18 protein-coding genes are annotated in these 16,140 nt (G+C 48.4%); 8 read left to right on the forward strand and 10 right to left on the reverse strand.

All coding sequences use genetic code 11. The features are described 5' to 3' along the window. Window positions 1-247 precede the first annotated feature (247 nt). Window positions 248-907, reverse strand: coding sequence for an ABC transporter ATP-binding protein (locus tag MGMO_RS16355; RefSeq protein ID WP_023496179.1), 660 nt, complete (start codon window positions 905-907; stop codon window positions 248-250). Continuing rightward, window positions 904-2,040 carry an efflux RND transporter periplasmic adaptor subunit gene (locus tag MGMO_RS16360; protein ID WP_023496180.1) on the reverse strand — a complete coding sequence of 379 codons (1,137 nt, stop codon included), beginning with the start codon at window positions 2,038-2,040 and terminating at the stop codon, window positions 904-906. The genes MGMO_RS16355 and MGMO_RS16360 overlap by 4 nt, the downstream gene beginning before the upstream one ends. A gap of 355 nt (window positions 2,041-2,395) precedes the next feature. On the opposite strand from MGMO_RS16360, the gene MGMO_RS16365 reads away from it, so the two are divergent. Further along, entirely contained in the window at window positions 2,396-3,043 is a 648-nt protein-coding gene (locus MGMO_RS16365; protein ID WP_023496181.1) for an MlaC/ttg2D family ABC transporter substrate-binding protein, read from the forward strand. 127 nt (window positions 3,044-3,170) lie between these two features. Here MGMO_RS16365 and MGMO_RS16375 read toward each other — a convergent pair whose 3' ends face one another. Then, window positions 3,171-4,046: a ribose-phosphate diphosphokinase gene (locus tag MGMO_RS16375; RefSeq protein WP_036308439.1), complete on the reverse strand. Its 876-nt coding sequence runs from the start codon at window positions 4,044-4,046 to the stop codon at window positions 3,171-3,173. A 16-nt stretch (window positions 4,047-4,062) separates the two neighbouring features. Next, window positions 4,063-5,598, reverse strand: coding sequence for a thymidine phosphorylase family protein (locus MGMO_RS16380; protein ID WP_023496183.1), 1,536 nt, complete (start codon window positions 5,596-5,598; stop codon window positions 4,063-4,065). Between the two features lie 382 nt (window positions 5,599-5,980). Here MGMO_RS16380 and MGMO_RS16385 point away from each other — a divergent pair, with 382 nt between their 5' ends. The 7 genes from MGMO_RS16385 to MGMO_RS16415 all read left to right on the forward strand — a co-directional run bounded on the left by MGMO_RS16385 (window position 5,981) and on the right by MGMO_RS16415 (window position 11,731). Continuing rightward, window positions 5,981-6,931 carry a DnaJ C-terminal domain-containing protein gene (locus MGMO_RS16385; protein WP_023496184.1) on the forward strand — a complete coding sequence of 317 codons (951 nt, stop codon included), beginning with the start codon at window positions 5,981-5,983 and terminating at the stop codon, window positions 6,929-6,931. Then, window positions 6,932-7,270 carry a chaperone modulator CbpM gene (locus tag MGMO_RS16390; RefSeq protein WP_036308441.1) on the forward strand — a complete coding sequence of 113 codons (339 nt, stop codon included), beginning with the start codon at window positions 6,932-6,934 and terminating at the stop codon, window positions 7,268-7,270. 498 nt (window positions 7,271-7,768) lie between these two features. After that, on the forward strand, window positions 7,769-7,930 hold the full coding sequence (locus tag MGMO_RS20100; RefSeq protein WP_161808513.1) for a hypothetical protein: 162 nt from the start codon (window positions 7,769-7,771) through the stop codon (window positions 7,928-7,930). Between the two features lie 407 nt (window positions 7,931-8,337). Beyond that, window positions 8,338-9,363, forward strand: a complete 1,026-nt coding sequence (locus MGMO_RS16395) for a zinc-dependent alcohol dehydrogenase family protein (protein ID WP_023496189.1) — start codon at window positions 8,338-8,340, stop codon at window positions 9,361-9,363. Window positions 9,364-9,625: 262 nt separating this feature from the next. Next, window positions 9,626-10,096, forward strand: coding sequence for a YbhB/YbcL family Raf kinase inhibitor-like protein (locus MGMO_RS16400; protein ID WP_023496190.1), 471 nt, complete (start codon window positions 9,626-9,628; stop codon window positions 10,094-10,096). Window positions 10,097-10,165: 69 nt separating this feature from the next. Beyond that, complete coding sequence (locus tag MGMO_RS16405; RefSeq protein ID WP_023496191.1) at window positions 10,166-11,017, forward strand: helix-hairpin-helix domain-containing protein; 852 nt, start codon at window positions 10,166-10,168, stop codon at window positions 11,015-11,017. Between the two features lie 456 nt (window positions 11,018-11,473). Beyond that, complete coding sequence (locus MGMO_RS16415; protein ID WP_023496192.1) at window positions 11,474-11,731, forward strand: hypothetical protein; 258 nt, start codon at window positions 11,474-11,476, stop codon at window positions 11,729-11,731. 190 nt (window positions 11,732-11,921) lie between these two features. Here MGMO_RS16415 and MGMO_RS16420 read toward each other — a convergent pair whose 3' ends face one another. From MGMO_RS16420 to MGMO_RS16445, 6 genes are all read right to left on the reverse strand, one after another. Continuing rightward, window positions 11,922-12,395, reverse strand: a complete 474-nt coding sequence (locus MGMO_RS16420) for a hypothetical protein (RefSeq protein WP_023496193.1) — start codon at window positions 12,393-12,395, stop codon at window positions 11,922-11,924. A 54-nt stretch (window positions 12,396-12,449) separates the two neighbouring features. Further along, complete coding sequence (locus MGMO_RS16425; protein ID WP_023496194.1) at window positions 12,450-13,019, reverse strand: YceI family protein; 570 nt, start codon at window positions 13,017-13,019, stop codon at window positions 12,450-12,452. A 51-nt stretch (window positions 13,020-13,070) separates the two neighbouring features. Continuing rightward, window positions 13,071-13,700: a class I SAM-dependent methyltransferase gene (locus tag MGMO_RS16430; protein ID WP_023496195.1), complete on the reverse strand. Its 630-nt coding sequence runs from the start codon at window positions 13,698-13,700 to the stop codon at window positions 13,071-13,073. A 70-nt stretch (window positions 13,701-13,770) separates the two neighbouring features. Continuing rightward, window positions 13,771-14,067 (reverse strand): DUF1840 domain-containing protein, encoded by a 297-nt coding sequence (locus MGMO_RS16435; RefSeq protein ID WP_023496196.1) that lies wholly within the window; start codon window positions 14,065-14,067, stop codon window positions 13,771-13,773. Window positions 14,068-14,139: 72 nt separating this feature from the next. Next, on the reverse strand, window positions 14,140-14,916 hold the full coding sequence (locus MGMO_RS16440) for a hypothetical protein (RefSeq protein ID WP_023496197.1): 777 nt from the start codon (window positions 14,914-14,916) through the stop codon (window positions 14,140-14,142). 400 nt (window positions 14,917-15,316) lie between these two features. Next, window positions 15,317-15,727, reverse strand: coding sequence for a LuxR C-terminal-related transcriptional regulator (locus MGMO_RS16445; protein WP_023496198.1), 411 nt, complete (start codon window positions 15,725-15,727; stop codon window positions 15,317-15,319). Between the last annotated feature and the right edge of the window lie 413 nt (window positions 15,728-16,140).

Genomic DNA, 16,140 nt, shown 5'->3' on the forward strand with positions numbered 1-16,140 from the left:
GCACATAACAAGGCCGTAAGGCGCAATAACCATCGGGCAATTCAGCTCTTATTAGGCCATACCTAGCTGGAAAGTACGGTTCGCTACTTGGGGATTGAGGTCGATGATGCCCTGGAAATGGCGGAACAAACGGAAGTCTAGCCTTATATGTGACACTTAACCTACTACTATCGAATTGCCCGCAATAACTGACCATTTTTTGAGCGGTTCTCGTTTTCGAGCCTCCGGTTTTGCCGGAGGCTTTTGGTTATTCTATCTGCCCATCCACAATCCTGATTCGCCGTGGCGCACGATTACCCAATGATTGATCGTGGGTAATCATAATCAGCGTAACACCTTGCTTATTCAGGTTTTCCAATAGCGCCATAATTTCCAGGCCGGATTTGCTGTCGAGGTTGCCGGTGGGTTCGTCGGCCAACACCACTTCAGGGCGCATAATCATCGCCCGCGCAATCGCCACCCGTTGTAGTTGCCCGCCCGACAGTTGGTTGGGTTTGTGGTGGGTTCGGTCCTCCAGGCTGACGGAGGCAAGCGCCTCTTGTACGCGCCGTTTGCGTTCACTGCTGTCGATACCCGCCAATATCATGGGCATTTCGACGTTTTCGGCGGCAGTCAACCGGGGGATGACGTGGAAAAACTGGAACACGAAGCCGATATTCTCCCGCCGTATTTGTGCAAGTTCATCATCGCTGCGTTGGATTACGTCCAGGTTGTTCAGCACATACCGACCCGAAGATGGGCGGTCGAGCAGGGCAATAATGTTCAATAAGGTGGATTTGCCGGAACCCGACGGTCCCATGATGGATACATATTCGCTCTTGTTGATTGTGAGATTAATGTCGTTCAGGGCATGGACAGTGTGTTCGCCGACTTGAAAATAACGGTGGATACGCTCCAACTGGATCATGGTTTTTCCCGGATATACGCACCTGCCTTTACGCCCTCTTGACCAATGGATTTGACGATTTTGTCGCCGACGTTCAGGCCGGATATAACCTCGACGGTATTCCAGTTGCTTAAGCCGGGCTTGAAGGTGCGTTCTTCCAATAACCCATCTTCTTTAACCAACAACACTCGATTATTATCCATGACCGCTTCTGCCGGAATGCGTATCGCTTGCGGTTTGCTGGTCAGCAACACTTCAATATCGGCGCTGTATCCGGGCAACAGTTCTTTGAGGTCTTTCGGGTCGGTCAGTTTAACTTCGACCTCAACGGTACGCGCCTGTTTTTCCTTTTCCAGCACATACGGGGCAATGCGGGAAACCGTACCGGAACAACGCTTTTCCGCAAAAGCATCCAGCGAAACGCAAGCAGTCATGCCTGTCTTTATTTGCGGCGCATCGACTTCATCAATGGGCGCGGAAACGTACAGGCAACTGATGTCCATGAGGTCAATAGGCGGCAGGGTTGGGATTCCCGGTGGGGATGGCGTGACGTATTCGCCCAATTCCGCGTTGATTTCCGCAATTGTGCCGTCAAAAGGCGCAAACACCAACGTGCGCTGGATTGCCGCTTGCGCTACTTCCCGACTTCTCTCGCTGACGGTTATGCTTTCACGCGCCGCCTTGCAGGCGGCCTGTTTAGCCTTGGCGATGGACACTTTGCTGTCGACCGCTTCTTCAGAAACGATATGATTATTATTGAATAATTTGGAAATCCGTGTCGCTTCCCGTTCCGCATTCGCACCCAATTGGCAAGCCTGCTCTGCGTTAGCCCGATTTGCCTTGACCTGCGCGTCTTGCAGTTTGGCCTGGTCTTTTAAATCGTCATTCCACACTTCCAGCAACAGTTGGTTTTGCTTAACCTGGTCGCCTTCCTTCACATGCAAATTCGCCACCTGACCGCCCGTTGCCGGAGCCAGGAATGCCCGCCGGCAGGCCTTGACCGTCCCTACCCGGGTATTGGAGACGGTCGATTTAACTTCCCCTAAGTCGACAGTGTAGATATCGACAGTTATCGGATTTGGCTTTTTTTTGTAGAAATAACCCGCCACAAGCCCTGCCAGGACGATGGCGATTATTAGGTGGCGTTTTGTCATTGACGCAATCCGAAGTAGTTGGTGGCATCATTTTATCAATATATGAGAAGTTTTCCGGATTTGCAGCTTCGGATTGATGCCTAACATCTTTTCAGCCAGGCAATCATAAACCTTTTTGTCACTGAATTCAGACAATTAGTTTATGATAGGCAGTTGTTGGAGTATTCGTAATACCAGTTTTTAATTTATGCTGATGGCCTATCTGAAACTAGGGCTATCGATAGGGCTCTTGGTTTAGGCGATTTAACCAATTCTCCGGAAAGACGGGAAAGATTTGCTGTTTATTGAGCGAAATCAAAGCCGACAACTAAGAATACAATTAGTATGAAACCAATACGTACCTGGATTAATCACTATGCCAAATCAAACCAATCGTTATGCGGTCATCGGGCTATTGTCTGCACTTCTAGCTTTTAATCTCGTTGGAAAAGCGGTTTCTGAGGAATTGCAGCTTCCCCAACAACTCATACACCAAATTTCGGAAACCTTGCAGCAAAAGCTTCAGGACAAGGCTTTTGCACAAGATTTTGTAAAAGTGACGCACTTCGTCAACAGCGTGATTGAACCGCATACGGATTTCGACAAGATTGCGCCTTTGGTGTTAGGCAAGCACTGGAATACCGCCACCCCAATAGAGCAAGAACGCTTCAAAAAAGAATTCCAAACCCTGTTGGTCAGGGCGTATTCCAGGGCATTTGTTGAGTACAGCGATTGGACCATTCAGTACCTGCCGCTTGAAGTTGCAAATGATGCCACAAAGGTACTCGTCAAAACGAAAGTCTTGCAACCTAGCATCCAACCCGTTGAAGTTTATTACCGAATGTTCGTGGTCAACGGCGAATGGAAGGTCTACGACATCCTGATAGACGGCGTGAGTCTGGTGACTAATTACCGGTCATCCTTCAATGACAAAATACATAAGTTGGGTTCATTGGGCTCGGTTATTGATGATTTGGCCGGCAGGAATGCAGATGCGTTGCAAGGTAAGCATCGGAATTATTAGCGGAGCCTTGAAAAGTGATCCTTTTTTACGACAAAGCAAATTTCGCCGCTTATACAATTCGGCAGTTTTTAAGCAACTGCCGACACATGGCAAAATTGATGGCCTTTGGATTGTGTTGGCTTTTAAATCAAGCGATAGTTTTAATGGCTCCTGCCAATAGGCCATCAAGCCCGATGCAAGCCGTCCGATGTTCTATACTGTCTGTACTCCAGATAGATTTCACACCCGATTGTAGGATATAGGTTTCAGCATCACCGCAAAACAGCGGATGCGTGACGACTGCATAAATGTCTTTGCAGCCTGCGGCTTGCAACCGCTTGCCTGTGTTTCCTAGAGTCCTGCCTGTACTCGCCACATCGTCGACAATAACAACAGGCTGGTTACGGTATTGGCGAGTAGGCAACGTTATTTCAACCTGTTTGTCGCCTTGTCTTTCTTTACCGGCAATGCAATAGTCGAAGCCAGTGACATGGGCAATACGGGTTATCCATTGTTCGGATTCGCTGTCCGGGCCCAATAGTAGGGCATTCTCCAATTTTTGTTTCAGGAAACGTCCAATTTCATCGGCGGCGGTGAGGCTAATGGCGTTCTTTATCGGAATAGCCTGACTCAATGACGAAATACGGTGCAAATGAGGATCCACGGTGATGACATCGTCAAACAAATCCGCCAGCAGGTTGCCGATGATGCGTTGGCTGACGGCTTCACCGGGCTGGATCGCGATGTCCTGGCGCATGTAGCTCAGGTAAGGCGCGATCAGGGTGAGGCGTTTCGCACCGAACTCCCTGGCGGTTTTGGCGCACAATAACAGCTCGATCAATTTGTCATTCGGTTGGTTGAGGCTGCGACAAATGATGACATGCTCGGGTAACGAAGGTGGCAACCTCAAATAACTTTCGCTGTCCGGGAAATGGTGCAGGACAATTTCAACCAGGGGTATATTTAGGCGTGAAGCAATGCGATTGCACTGCCGCAAATAATCGGGGAAAGCAAGTATCATCATGCTCACGCTATTCTCCTTACAGTTCGACCAGTGAGGTCAGTATTTGTGCCTCATCACCTATGAGATAGCCATTGTTCCGTTCAGCCAGTTGTTGGGCGAACATAAAATCGGCAGGAAACTCGGCATGGATACGGTACAACAGATCGCCTTTTTTGACCCGATCGCCCAGCTTTTTTAACAGGTCGACCCCCGCTTTCTTCATCATGGGCGCCCCAGCCAGACGGGCGATTTTCGCCATTTGAAAGTTGTCTATTGATGTAATGAACCCTTCCCTAGTGGAAAATACTTCTTGGCAAAGCCCACCCGGGTTAAAGTCCGCTTTCTTTGCGCCCTGCGCCCTAATCAGGGCGTTCATTTTCACCAAGGCACGACCGGATTCAAGGATGTCGCGCGCTATCGCATAGCCTTGGCCGCCGCGCACATCGGGGTCAAACTCGATAATCCTGCCCGCCAAATGCAATGATTTTTGGCGCAAATCGGTGGGGGCATCGGGATCATTTTGCAGCACCTGCATGACATCCCGCGCTTCCAGTGTGGGGCCTATCCCGCGTCCAACCGGCTGGCGACCATCGGTAATCATGACCTCCAGATGGAGGTTGAGCCTATCGCCGACAAATTCAAACAACTTTCGCAGCGCCAAGGCTTGACGCATTTGACGCACTTTTGCGGTTGGGCCAATAGGGATATCGACAAGCAAATGCGTTGATCCCGCAGCCAGTTTTTTGGACAAAATGGAAGCGACCATTTGTCCCTGCGAATCAATTCCCAATGGCCGCTCTACAGAAATCAACATATCATCGACCGGAGCAAGCCTGGCTGTCCCACCCCATGCCAAACAGCCGCGTTCCTGGCGCACAATATCGTGCAGTTGCTCCGGTGTTAGATTGACCTCAGCCAGTACTTCCATCGTATCGGCAGTTCCGGCTGGCGAGGTGATGGCACGGCTGGATGTTTTCGGTATTAACATGCCATGAGCGGCTACGATGGGCACTACCAACATGGAGGTGCGATTGCCGGGAATGCCGCCAATACAATGCTTATCCGCCACCAAGGCTTCGTGCCAATCCATTTGGTCGCCGGATTCCAGCATAGCCCGCGTCAGATAAAGCAACTCATCACGGTCAAGATTGTTTTGTCCTGTCGCGACAAGAAATGCCGCCATTTCCATTTTTGAATAACGGGCATCAACGATATCGTTTGCAATATGGGTAAAATCATCTTGGCTCAGGCGCTCGCCGTTGATTTTACGCCGCACGGCATCCATGGATTTGGGCGCTTCCGCATGATTGACGGTGACCAGGCTGCCTTCCGTCGCATCGAGTTGGGCAAATGCCTGTTCGGACAAGCCCAATTCGCCCGGCAGCACGATACAGGTATCGTCAACAACGTTAAGTACCGCCAATACCTTGGAACCATTCACGCTGATTTGTATTTTGGACAATGCCTGAAAACCTTCGGCGCGGTATACGCCGCAATCACGATGCAGATAGGCGACATTCTCATGGTACGTGTCAATCGCGATACGGCGAATTTGCAGGGTGTTGTTGCTCATTTCAAGCTGTTATGCCTATATAGTAGAAACGATGATGTAGCTTGCTCCACCTATAGTCAACACAACAAAGTTGGAGAAGCAATAAACTTCCTATTTTAATGCATTTGCATTGCAACTAAAGATTTAGTAATAATTTGAACACTGGTCAGTGGAGAAAAATGTTGATTGCACAATACTACTTTAACATCCGGCACTTCAAGGCTTTTGATCTCAATCAATATTGGCTGGCCTTTTTCAAAGTAACCTAACCAGCATTCAGTTTGCTGACAGGGACGTAAAAATTTCTGAAATAGATAAACCGGAGAATATGCCGGGTAGCGACATGTTTTTCGAACAATGAAAGTTAACAATAACGCGGCACAATCGGTTCAGATCATTTACTATGCAGTATAAAGATTACTACCAAGTCATGGGGCTTTCCCGGGATGCCAATCAGGATGAGATTAAACGCGCCTATCGAAAACTGGCGCGTAAATACCACCCTGATGTCAGCAAGGAAACGGATGCCGAAGCAAAATTCAAGGAATTAGGGGAAGCTTACGAAGTCCTCAAAGATCCCGAAAAAAGGGCGGCATACCATCAGTTGGGCGCAAATTGGCAAACCGGACAAGACTTCAAGCCTCCTCCCAATTGGAATGAAGGCTTTGAATTCAAGGGCGGGGGATTCACCGGTAGCGATGCCGCCGACTTCAGTGATTTTTTTGAGCAGTTGTTTGGTCGTACCGGCTTCCATTCCGCCCACACCGAACGGCACTTTGGCGAACACCTACGGGGACAGGACAGCCATGCAAAAATCCATATTGACCTGGAAGACAGCTATCACGGGGCAACGCGCACTATTTCACTGAGCGCCCCTGAAATGAATGCCCAAGGCCAATTGCAAGTAAAACACAGGAGCCTCAATGTCAAAATCCCCAAGGGCGTTAAACCCGGACAGCACATTAAACTGGCGGGTCAAGGCAATCCTGCCTTGGGTAGTGGACAGGCGGGCGATTTGTTCCTTGAAATAGCATTCAACAACCACCCGCTATACCGTGTTTCAGAAACAGATGTGTATCTTGACCTTCCCATTACACCTTGGGAAGCGGCCTTAGGTGCCAAAATCAAAATCCCTACACCAGAAGGTAAGGTCGATTTGAAAATACCGCCCAATTCCAGGCAAGGCGGCAAATTACGCTTGGCAGGCCGTGGACTGCCCGGCAAAGTCCCAGGGGATTTCTATGTTGAGCTGCAAATTGCCCTGCCACCCGCCAATACTGAACAGGCAAAGGCCGTTTACCAAAACATGCAGCAAACGCTAGATTTTAACCCACGCCAAACGATGGGGGGATAAATGCCGATGAACCCAAAAGACCTGCCGTTAGTCCATACCGGAACCATCATCGAGGATGACCCGTTGACATTGGCAGAACTGTGCCGCGCATGCGGTGTCCATGCCGATTGGGTAATCAGCCTCGTCGAAGAAGGCATCATCGAGCCGGACGGAAAAGAAATACACTTGTGGCACTTTTCGGGCGAAAGTTTAGTGCGCGTTCGTTCAGCCCTCAGGCTACAACGCGATCTGGGCATAAACCTGGCAGGCATCGGCCTGGCACTGGACTTGGTGGAAGAGCTTGAGAAGTTACGCACACAACTAAACCAAACCGAAAATTTCCGAAAGCATAAGGCCTAGTTTCTTATAGATTCGGCCTTTTAATGTCTGAACCGTTCGTGCTGAGCTTGTCGAAGCACACACCGCCTTTCGACAAGCTCAAGGCGAACGGAAACTTAATACTTCACAAGGCCGAATCAATAGCAAGGCACTATAAAGCCGAGCTAAGATTTGCCAGCCATGTCATCAAGGCTATTAATAAGTCTAATTTTTTAATAGGCATATTAACTTTACATGTTACCGCCACTCGAACTTACAGAATCCGAATGCGTTACCCGGCAGGAACTTGATCAAAAGCCTTCCATCGGAAAAATTCGTCCAATCGATTTCCACATTTTTTGATCCAGATCACAAACACCCAATAACAATCTTTTAACCTGATCCAATTAGTCTGAAGGAGATTGTTAACATGAAAAGAATTAAGCATATTATTTTTTGGCTTATTGTTATCGGTCTAATTTTGCTTTTGTTTTCCACGCATGTCATTGCCCAAACTGCTTTTCTAAGCCAGCGTCATCATTGGCTTATGAAACGCTTTTGATGCGCCTGTTTTCCATTATCCAGCGGCATCATTTCGCTTATCTGATTATCAGTCTGGCACTATTGGGCTATGGTGTCAGTGGCACTTTTTTGGCTATTTACCGGGATCGCTTAAAACAAAATTTTCCATCGGTTTTATAGCGCCGTTGGGCTTTTTTATGGGTATGCCGTTTCCGCTAGGTCTGGCACGGCTGAGCCAAACAACACCGGCATTAATTCCCTGGCATGGGGGATTAACGGCTGTGCGTCAGTTATTAGCGCCATATTAGCGATATTGGTTGCGATGCAATTTGGCTTTACTGGGCTAATCATTGTGGCTATTGCGTTGTATGGCTTGGCGGTTCTATATTTTCCTGGTTCGACCAATGGGAACCGTGCAAATCAAGATGCATAGCCCGTAACTAGTCCGAACGTTGGTATCGATCTCGTCAGCGTCAGCTTTCTTGAAGATATGGCGTTGACATTATCTTTATTCCCAGCAAAAGTTATCTTTCCTGATTTCGAAAGGACTTACAATTCACTGCTAAAACTTACCAGGAGAAAAATCAATGAAAGCCATGGTATTGAATAGCATCTGTGATATCAAGGAGGATACGGCCCCTCTTGAATTCATTGAGCTACCAGTCCCAATTCCCGGCGAACACGACATTTTGCTCAAGATTTCTTGCTGCGGAGTTTGCCACACCGAACTTGACGAAATTGAAGGCAGGACACCGCCGCCACAGTTACCTGTCATTCCAGGGCACCAGGTGATCGGCAGGGTAGAATCCATAGGCAAGCAGGTCAATGACATCAAAATAGGCGACCGGATGGGCGTTGCCTGGATATTTTCTGCCTGTGGACACTGTAAATTCTGTTTGGCAGGGAATGAGAACCTATGCCCTGAGTTTCTAGCTACAGGCCGTGATGCCAATGGCGGCTACGCACAATACATGGTGGTTGCCCGCAAATTCGCCTATGCCATCCCTGAGATGTTCTCCGATGAGGAAGCTGCGCCCCTGCTTTGTGCGGGTGCTATTGGCTATCGGTCATTGCGCCTGACTGGCCTAAAGGATGGGCAACGCCTAGGGCTGACTGGTTTTGGCGCATCCGGCCACCTAGTCTTGAAAATGGCTAAGCATAAGTATCCCCAAACGGAAGTTTATGTCTTCGCCAGAAATGTTGAGGAGAGGCAGTTTGCCCTGGAACTGGGTGCGGACTGGGCGGGCGATATTACGGAACACACGCCATTTAAGCTGGACAGCATCATCGACACCACCCCTGCTTGGCAGCCTATTGTAGAAGCCTTGGCTAACTTGGAATCCGGCGGCAGGTTGGTGATTAATGCAATCCGCAAAGAGAACGACAAGCACAGCCTGCTGGATTTAGACTATCCCCAGCACCTATGGTTGGAGAAGGAAATCAAGAGCGTTGCCAACATCACCCAAGCCGATGTCACCGAATTTTTAGGTCTAGCGGCGGAAATAAAGCTAAAACCCGAGATCCAGATATTTCCCTTGGAACAGGCAAATGAAGCCTTGATCGCGTTGAAAGCTGGGAATATTCGGGGCGCCAAGGTCTTGAAAATTGATTGACCACCAACTTATAAGGCATCAGTATTCCTTCTGATTCAGATAATATATCACTGCAGTAAGTTGGCTTTTATCCATTGACTGCTGGCCCTAATTGAAGGAAAACTTTGTTTTTTAATGCCCATGCATCAGAAAAACCCCAAAATATTTTTTGTGTGAAGAGAAACCAATGCAATCCCTAAAGGTACAACCAAAATTTCGATTACTCAGCTTAATTTTCTGTTTTTACGCAACGAGTGCATTTTCACTTGAAGGAGACGCTTCCATGTCCATCATCCTCAAATCTTCCGCTTTCGACCACCAATCTGAAATCCCCAAGCAATATACTTGCGAAGGCCCCGATATTTCACCCCCGCTAAGTTGGCAAAACATACCCCAAAGCGCCCTTAGCCTGTTATTGATCGTGGATGATCCCGATGCGCCCGACCCTTCTGCGCCGAAATTAACTTGGGTACATTGGGTTCTTTATAACATTCCCCCGACCAGTGTCGGATTGCCGGAACAGGTAGCGCCGAAAGAATTACCTCCTGGCACATTGGAAGGCAAGAACGACTGGCAACAAACAGGTTACAGGGGACCATGCCCACCAATCGGTAGGCATCGTTACTTTTTTAAGCTATATGCCCTGGATACAATATTAATGGATTTGAAGTCGCCTAATAAAGCACAGCTTGAACAGGCGATGGTTGGACACATTATCGATCATGCTGAATTGATAGGCACTTACCAAAAATAGCAAGCAAATGAAGCGTTATGCAATACGAACAAAAAATTATTTCCGTGCGTAATTTAGTTAAGTATCGAAATGGCAAAAAATAACGAACTTGCCGCCAATTTACGGGACATCGCCGATTTGTTGAAGGGGCAAAAAGCCAACCCGTTTCGGGTCAACGCCTATCTTAATGCCGCCAAAACAATCGATGCCCTGACCGAACCGGTTGAGGATTTGCTAAAGCGCGAAGGCTTTACGGCCTTGCTGGACCTTCCTGGCATCGGCGAAGGCATCGCCCGTTCCATAAATGAATATATCGTAACTGGGCGCATGAGCCGTTTGGAAAGCTTGCAGACTGGGCATGATCCCGTCGCCTTATTCGAGCAAATACCGGGGATCGGCCCTAGGTCGGCGCACCGGATCATTGAGACACTGCACATCGACTCGCTGGAAGCGCTGGAATTGGCGGCATATAATGGCCGCTTAAAGGCCGTCCCCGGTTTCAGCACCAAAAAAATCGCCCTGGTGCAAACTTGGCTAGACCGCGTCCTTGGTTATCGCCGTCCCCACATTGAACCGCAACAGCCCATTGCAGAACCCCCGGTCAGCTTGTTATTGAAGATAGACGAACAATACCGCAGAAAAGCGGAAGCTGGCGATCTGCCGACCATCGCACCTAAGCGCTTCAACCCTAATGGCGAAGCCTGGCTGCCCATTTTGCACACGACCCAAAAGGGTTGGCACTTTACCGCCCTCTATTCCAACACCGCCCGCGCCCACCAACTGGATCGCGTCAAAGACTGGGTCATCATTACATTTCACGACGACCAACACCATGAAGGGCAGCATACCGTCGTCACCGAAACGCGAGGCGTTGCAATGGGCCGTCGGGTTGTCCGTGGACGTGAAAAAGAATGTGGGGATTTACAATCGACTATTGCTTGAGCGCCGACTCAAGAGGGTTCATTATCGAAAAGATATAGAGCGGAATAATGGCTGCAAAAAAGCACCATACGGATACCGAGGCATAAAAAAACAACAGCATACTGACGAAGATCGAACCTTGTTTTATCTCGACAGACAACCAAGCCGGTTGAAACAATAAAGGCCTTAACATCAAACCCGGCGAACGCTTCGCCTGTGTGCCGTTGACCTGGCCCTAAATGCCGACATCCCAATAATTATAATCGGGCCCTTTGAAATGCCGGATGGCACAGAAAATGTTGGTATCCCCGAAAAGTTTTAAAGCATTTGCATTGAAATACAGGTTATGGTAGAAAATTTTCGTAGATGAATAACACTATCCACAACTCATCGCTTGAACATTCAACAATACATCGAAGAATGTTCAACCTTATATCTCAATGATTAATAACTACTATAAAACTGAGGAGATTTGAAATGAAAAGACTACTGTTAGCAATGACTACATGGGCTTTAGTTACCTTAATGCCATCCATGACAATCGCCGGCGAATCGGATACCTGTAAAGGGTGTCACAATGGTTCGGTTGCCCCAAGCATTGACACCTTAAAAAGTAAATTCAAAACGGCTGATGAATTAGTGGCAGGGGCTAAAAACGCCAAAAACGACATGATGAAACCCGTCCAAGCCGATGAAGCCAAATTGAAAGCCGCTGCCGCAGAAATCATGAAATAGCCGATCGAGACATCTAAGGCCGAGGCGCAATAACGGCAAGGCGTTGCGCCTCATTACTGGCGCATTACGCGATCACTAATGTACCTACGGCCTTGATAATGTTTGGAGGTAATAATAGAGCGGCGCACAATAAATTGATAAGTCCGTTTAAAACTGTTTGAAATAATTGAAACCGATTAGTTTGGGTTGCTCATGCAACCCGCAATTCTTCAAGGGAGGCAAATGCATTTTCGTTGTTTATATCTGGTGTAATCATCAATTCGAGGACTGAGATGCCGGAAAGCACCTTTATATGATCTTCCACCTGTTTATTGCTCCCGTCAGGGCTAAAGTTCCATTGTTGCCTAACAATCTCCTCGAATGTCAGGCCATTGTCATGAGACCAGCGAAGGACATACTCTTGCGTCCGTACTACATCGGGCTCCAGAAAACTAAGATGAATATGTCGAATAGTTTGCGCTTCCTTAAAAAGCAGGCGAATGGTTTGCATTCCGGGTGTGCTGGCTTTCCACCCATAACCTTGATTAGGCAACAATGCCCCTTCAATGGGATAGTCACTGGCTTCTGAGGTCACTTCTACGTCCGCCAGTGCCCCCAAGTCCAGCCAACTTGAATTCAATTCTTCTTTCTCAGGCACAGCATCAGAAATAATTCGTTTTTTCATACGGGCATGAATATCAGGGGTTTTAATCAATCCGGATAACCTGGGGTAGCCTTATCAATCTTTGGTAGCCTCGACCTGGATAGCAATCTTGACTTCATCGCCGACTTTCGGGACATATTTGTCGATGCCAAAATCAGAGCGCTTGATCGTGGTCGTGGCATTGGCACCGCAGGTGTTTTTCATGGTGATCAGGTTCATGCCGCAATAAAAATGGTCGATAGCCAGATGTACAGATTTTGAAACACCGTGTAAGGTCATTATGCCGTCTGCCGCAATTAGCTGGTCTTTGTTAAAGGTGAGCTTGTCAGAAACAAAGGAAATCTTGGGATAACGTGCCGCATCCAGAAAATCCCCACCGCGCAAATGCTTTTCCAGTTCGGCAAGACCCGTGCTGATCGAGGCCGTTTCGACCATTATGTTAATGCTTCCCGTTCCCTTGTCAGGGGCAAGCTTAACTTTACCGCTTGTCCGGTCAAAACGCCCGCGCTGGATTGAAAATCCAAGATGGCTGATCTCAAAACTGGGGAAGGTGTGCCTGGGGTCAACGGTATAAGTAGTGGCCGCAATGGCGGAAATGCTCAAGGTGCTGCCTATCATCAATGCCAGAAAGGATGTTTTCATCATTTTTCCCTTGGTTTAAAGAACAACTGTGTCCAACGTTTATCCAAATATCGCTTAATACAATGGTTTAATGGCCACAATTGCTAACCACGGCTGTTCATGGCTGGGTTTGCCCAAAGGCCGGTAATAATGGTCAAGTATTTCAAAGCCCGCTTCCTCCAGGAATCGCTTGCTGGCCTCAAACTGCATGTAGTGACCGTACCGTTGTCCAGACCAGCCTTCACCATCCCCTCGTGGGTTGGACAGGAACAAGATGCCGCTAGGCCTCAATGCCGTGTGCAAGTCGTCAAGCACCCTTGGCAGTTCCTGGCTGGGAACGTGGAACAAGGCGGCGTTGGCGAAGATGCCATCGAAAGACAGGCTGGGCAAATCCAGGTTAAGGAATGTCTGGTGGAGAATCCGGCAACCCGTGTACTGGCGGGCCATCCCGCAAAACACCTCGCTGCCATCCAGGCCGACGGGCCTGTGCCCCAGCGATTGGAAATAGTTAACGTCCCTGCCAGGCCCGCAGCCAAGGTCTAATATGTCCAGCTTTTTGTCCTTCGGGAACGGTGCCAAGAATGCCGCATAGTTTTGGGTGACGTCGTGGCCTTTGGTACCATACCAAAACGCTTCGGCGTTCTGGTTGTAATGCCCTAACGTGACAGTTTCGATCTCAGCCAGTTTTTCTGCTTTAAGCCCCATAGTACCTTACAATTTAAGAATCCGGGATATTTGATTATCCCATGGCATTTGCGTACAACTCATTCACGGTTTATTCCCACATTACATGACAGTTTTTCTCTGCAGCAGCGGTTAGCAATTGTATTAGGGGCAGTGCCCGATGGGCCACGCTTACCCCAGGCTCATCCTCACCCTTATTTTCTTTTGGCGGCAGGGCTTTTTCTTCAGCGATGGCAGCGGTTAACCGATTAAGGGCCCTAGGGACATCTTCTGCCAGTATAGCACCCGGTACCGTTGTGCTGTGTCCCATCATTTTCAGCATGGCAAGTGCTATGTCGCCGAACATAGTGATATCGGCATAGGCTTTGGTTGTGAATCTCACCAGCATACTGGCCTCCTCAAATGAACTATAAGTCAATCAAAAGCAAGAATAGGGAGACTATGCCATATCGCAATTCGTTTAAGCTATATCATTAATTGGCATTCCGGCTGCATCGGCTTTTCTTCCGATACCCATCAACGCTGCAAATCTCGGTTGTTTGCGGGTCTTGCGCCTTAGCTGGGCGGGGAAGGTAACGCGTGAGGCCAGCAACCGAATCACGTCCTCGTAAGGGATGGTGCCTATAGGACGAGCCCGTATAGATTCTGCCAGGGCGGTTATTTTATGCCAGTTCGACCTTTTGTTGACGAAATCGGTCGCAATCAAAAATAGTTGGATCAGTTTACGGTCACGTTTTGCCTTATGGGGAATGAAGTACTCCATATATTCAGCGATCAGCTTAGCATCTGTACTGCCGCCAAAGTAGCGCAGCGCACTAAGATTGAACAAATTGCCTTTGAAGCCCCCATAACCGCTTAAGGCTACAAATTTTGCCTCGGCCAGCGATCCTGCCAGCAAATTGATAACATCTGCCTCGAAAGCATGCTGGTATTCTGCATGTTGACACCAGAAAAAGTCCTGCGTAGACGCGGCAAAAGACAAGGGCAAGCTATGGATTAACCGACCACCTTCAATATTTGCAGTGTAGTTGCCCTGCGTGCGCGGAAAGCGATCTGCTTGTTGTCCGACATATTCACGTTGTTTAATGGCGACCTGAAAATGCACGGCGGGTAATTGCTTTTGCTGGTTGCCTAGATAAATGGCCACAGCACGTCCTGATTGATGATAGGCAATCCTTTGGTCGATTTGCAAATGTGACTCTTGCGAGTTTTCAGCTTTTATTGGATCGCATTTCATAAAGGCCTCGTCAGTAAGAATTATAGTTAGGGGTTAACTCCGTGCACGACAGTCATTGTCAGCAACCCTTCCGGTAGGCATAACTTCAACTTTGATTTTTTTAATGGCCTTACTCACGGCTTTTCCATAAAGAATTGACATTGCCAAATCTAATGAAATGGTGGTTTTTGGCTATAGTAAAAAAACGTCGCTTAATACCTGATACCCGTAGCCTCCCTTGGTTGATTTCAGCCCTAATAGCCGTTTCATGGCCCTTAATTCGCCAAAAACATTACCATCAAAAGAAGTTTCATTGTGTCTCTAGGCATTGTGGTCGGCAACCACCGAAAATGGGATAAAAATGGGGGGTAAATGGATATAAAAACTACCCATTCCTAAAGTCTTGCAGAATGTCCCATCGTCAAGATAGCGACAGCAGGTAGCTATGCAGGTTGGTTATCGTGCCGCCCAAACCCAATTTTTTGCGGACGTGTTTACGGTGGATACTGACAGTGCCCGGCGAGACGGCCAAGGCTGTTGCTATATCTTTTGTCGGTAGGCCTTGCCTGACCATTGAGGTCACCAACCTCTCGACGGGTGTCAAGCGCTGGTAGGCGGCGGCAAGGCTGCCGACATTGCCGTAGGCTTTCACCAAGTGCCGAAGATTGCTTTCGAGAAGGCCGATCAGGCGCGCGGCTTGCAGGGGATTGGACTTTGCCCCTTTCAACTTTTCCAGGAGAGGCAAGATAAGGGTTTCCACTTCCTGTGAAAGGCCCGTTGGGTCATGGCAGGCAATGCCAAGTCCGTTGTCGGTTCCGATAGTTGCAACCATCCTTAATCCTCCCTATGAAAATATTCGTAAAAGCCAAACCATCTAACCCTGACGCTTGGACTATTTGTGCCTTGGTATCATTGTCGCGGGAGGCGAACGGTTCACCCCACACCGACTGACCGGGGCATATTGAACCAACCGCCGTTAAATTCGATGCCCTAAGGACGATCCAAAAAAGCCCCCTAAATCGCTGTTCATTTTCTTTCGAGTGCGGCTACAACACAAGTGTTAGTAACGGACTTAAATTGGGTATTAAATAGGTATAAAAATTACCCATCCAAATGGTTTGGCCTTTAGGGTTTGGACTTATACCAATGCCAATAGTTTCTTATATTAATAAAGCCCACTGTCGGGTACACAGATTTCTAATAGTGTCGGGCTGGCTGGCAAACCGGTTCCATGCCTGGCAACWC

Source organism: Methyloglobulus morosus KoM1, assembly GCF_000496735.2.
GTDB lineage: Bacteria > Pseudomonadota > Gammaproteobacteria > Methylococcales > Methylomonadaceae > Methyloglobulus > Methyloglobulus morosus.

Bases quoted from the DNA above. Each gene is read 5' to 3' on its own strand.
- MGMO_RS16355 (WP_023496179.1), bottom strand. From the start codon at position 907: ATGATCCAGTTGGAGCGTATCCACCGTTATTTTCAAGTCGGCGAACAC.
- MGMO_RS16360 (WP_023496180.1), bottom strand. From the start codon at position 2,040: ATGACAAAACGCCACCTAATAATCGCCATCGTCCTGGCAGGGCTTGTG.
- MGMO_RS16365 (WP_023496181.1), top strand. From the start codon at position 2,396: ATGCCAAATCAAACCAATCGTTATGCGGTCATCGGGCTATTGTCTGCA.
- MGMO_RS16375 (WP_036308439.1), bottom strand. From the start codon at position 4,046: ATGATGATACTTGCTTTCCCCGATTATTTGCGGCAGTGCAATCGCATT.
- MGMO_RS16380 (WP_023496183.1), bottom strand. From the start codon at position 5,598: ATGAGCAACAACACCCTGCAAATTCGCCGTATCGCGATTGACACGTAC.
- MGMO_RS16385 (WP_023496184.1), top strand. From the start codon at position 5,981: ATGCAGTATAAAGATTACTACCAAGTCATGGGGCTTTCCCGGGATGCC.
- MGMO_RS16390 (WP_036308441.1), top strand. From the start codon at position 6,932: ATGCCGATGAACCCAAAAGACCTGCCGTTAGTCCATACCGGAACCATC.
- MGMO_RS16395 (WP_023496189.1), top strand. From the start codon at position 8,338: ATGAAAGCCATGGTATTGAATAGCATCTGTGATATCAAGGAGGATACG.
- MGMO_RS16400 (WP_023496190.1), top strand. From the start codon at position 9,626: ATGTCCATCATCCTCAAATCTTCCGCTTTCGACCACCAATCTGAAATC.
- MGMO_RS16405 (WP_023496191.1), top strand. From the start codon at position 10,166: ATGGCAAAAAATAACGAACTTGCCGCCAATTTACGGGACATCGCCGAT.
- MGMO_RS16415 (WP_023496192.1), top strand. From the start codon at position 11,474: ATGAAAAGACTACTGTTAGCAATGACTACATGGGCTTTAGTTACCTTA.
- MGMO_RS16420 (WP_023496193.1), bottom strand. From the start codon at position 12,395: ATGAAAAAACGAATTATTTCTGATGCTGTGCCTGAGAAAGAAGAATTG.
- MGMO_RS16425 (WP_023496194.1), bottom strand. From the start codon at position 13,019: ATGATGAAAACATCCTTTCTGGCATTGATGATAGGCAGCACCTTGAGC.
- MGMO_RS16430 (WP_023496195.1), bottom strand. From the start codon at position 13,700: ATGGGGCTTAAAGCAGAAAAACTGGCTGAGATCGAAACTGTCACGTTA.
- MGMO_RS16435 (WP_023496196.1), bottom strand. From the start codon at position 14,067: ATGCTGGTGAGATTCACAACCAAAGCCTATGCCGATATCACTATGTTC.
- MGMO_RS16440 (WP_023496197.1), bottom strand. From the start codon at position 14,916: ATGAAATGCGATCCAATAAAAGCTGAAAACTCGCAAGAGTCACATTTG.
- MGMO_RS16445 (WP_023496198.1), bottom strand. From the start codon at position 15,727: ATGGTTGCAACTATCGGAACCGACAACGGACTTGGCATTGCCTGCCAT.